We start from the raw sequence: 1,972 nt of genomic DNA on the forward strand, positions 1-1,972 counted from the left end.
AGGTGCTAGTCCTCGTATTAGAGGGTGGGGGTTCAAGTCCCCCCTCGCGCACAAACACGGAAATCCCCGTTTGACCAGGTTAAGCGGGGATTTTTTGTGTCCCCAAGCTCCAGAATGTGGTTGACGTCGTGAGCGGGGTTAATGCTGAGTCAGACCTCGCAGACGGAAGATCCGCAGGTGAGGCGTGGTTACAACCAGGCTCGACACACGAGGTGCCGTTATAGCCCTCGGCCGCTTTCGAAAGGGTGCTAACGACGCACTAAGTGTGTGAGCGGGTTCTGGCAACACGGGGTAGGACTGCGCCGACGAGATCGGCGTACCCGGTGTACCAAAGGAGACACGGTACGGGGCATCCCGGAAAAATGATCATAACCAGTACTCAGGTCGCTGCACTTCTCTGGTTGGCTATGCAGATGAAGCGAATCGGCTGGTTGCTTCGCGGGGAGAGCTTCCCGCACTCGCGCACAGACTGCCGGCTTTCGACCGCCCGGAGCTGCTAGCTGCGGAGCTGACCCGCTTTGTAGAAGCCACCAGAACCGTCAATTGACCACGTGAGGCGGTGGTTTTCATATCGAGCGAGCGATTCGCCCATACTGATTCCATGGCTCAACAGATTTTGACCATCGGCCTCATGGCCGACCCAGGTCTACCCGAGGTGGTTGCTCGATCCGTAGCCAGCTCTGTGGAGCGTGATCTGAACCGGCTCGACAGTTCTGAATCCGTTGAGTGGCGAGTGGATGTCAGTCGCGAGACTTTTCCGTTGACCGCCGAGAACGAGATCCCTCTTCTGAGGCACGCTCCCGACTTGAAACGCGATCACGAATGGGACTACATCGTCTACCTGACCGATCTGCCCCGTTCCCTGAACAACAACTCATTGGTGTGCGAGGTGGACGCTACGGGTGGAACAGCCCTGGTCTCCCTGCCGGCCTTCGGCGCCGTCCGGATCAAGTCCAAGACTCGGCGCGTACTGACCAAGCTCGTAAGATCCATGCAAATGGACACTTCAGGGCGCTCTCGCACGATGCCGAGTCCCCAAAGGTTCGGCCACCGGAAGTGGCGGCGGATCCAACACGAAAACGACCGGAACAACTACGACATTGTGCTCGCCGGTGTCATGAGCCGACCCCGGTTGCTCGCGGGCATGGTTCGCTGTAATCGCCCCCTGGGTCTCTTGCCGGCACTGTCCAGTTCTGTGGCAGCGGGGGTGGCCACAGGCGCCTTCGGTATTTTTTATGCCTCCATCTGGAACATGTCCGACGCCCTGTCCTCGCCGCGCATGGCCATGATCAGTGTTGTCGTCATCACCGCGTTCAGCATTTGGCTCATTGGCCACAATGGACTGTGGAACCCCCTCAAGGGTGCGCACAACCAGATACGGAGCGGGCTCGACAACGTCGCCACAATGATCACCGTAGGTGTGGGTGTGGCCGCGATGTACCTGGTGATTTGGGCGATTCTGCTCGCCGTGGCCCTTGCTGTGGTGGACGCTGAATACCTGGCCGGTGACGTGGGGCACTCCGTCAATTTCGTAAATTACCTGGACATCGCATGGCTGGCTTCAGCGCTGGGAATGATGGGAGGGGCCCTGGGCCTGAACTTCGACAGCGAAAGTGCTATCAGCGAGGCCACCTACACCCGCAGGGAGTACGTGCGGCGCCAATTGGCCAAGAAGCGAGACGAACAGGACTGACCGAGCACGGGCGGCGGTGAAGGGTATGGCCGGTAAACGTTGCCCGCCCGACTATCTGCGCGATGTGCGGGTCGACGACGCCGCTCGCCTCCTCGCTCTTGTCCGCGTGTCTTTCAATCTGCGGAACCTGGCCAGCTGGGATTCCCTCCGCGCTGAGCATCCATGGCGCGGGCGTAGGCCATGGATTTGAGCCCGCCGGCGATGATCGTGGTGCCGACGATCGGCCCGACAATCCACGCCGCCGGGTACCAGATGATCAACATGACCAGCCCCACCGCC

Annotated in this window: 1 protein-coding gene; it reads left to right on the top strand. The window is 60.2% G+C overall.

The genetic code is table 11. The features are described from left to right. The first annotated feature begins 601 nt into the window (after nt 1–601). Complete coding sequence (locus Q4E95_RS13305) at nt 602–1,693, top strand: hypothetical protein (protein ID WP_303383756.1); 1,092 nt, start codon at nt 602–604, stop codon at nt 1,691–1,693. Nucleotides 1,694–1,972: the final 279 nt, after the last annotated feature.

The organism is Kocuria sp. (assembly GCF_030536815.1).
Classification (GTDB): domain Bacteria; phylum Actinomycetota; class Actinomycetes; order Actinomycetales; family Micrococcaceae; genus Kocuria; species Kocuria gwangalliensis.

Coding starts and splice junctions, on each gene's coding strand:
- Q4E95_RS13305 (WP_303383756.1), top strand. CDS start 602: ATGGCTCAACAGATTTTGACCATCGGCCTCATGGCCGACCCAGGTCTA.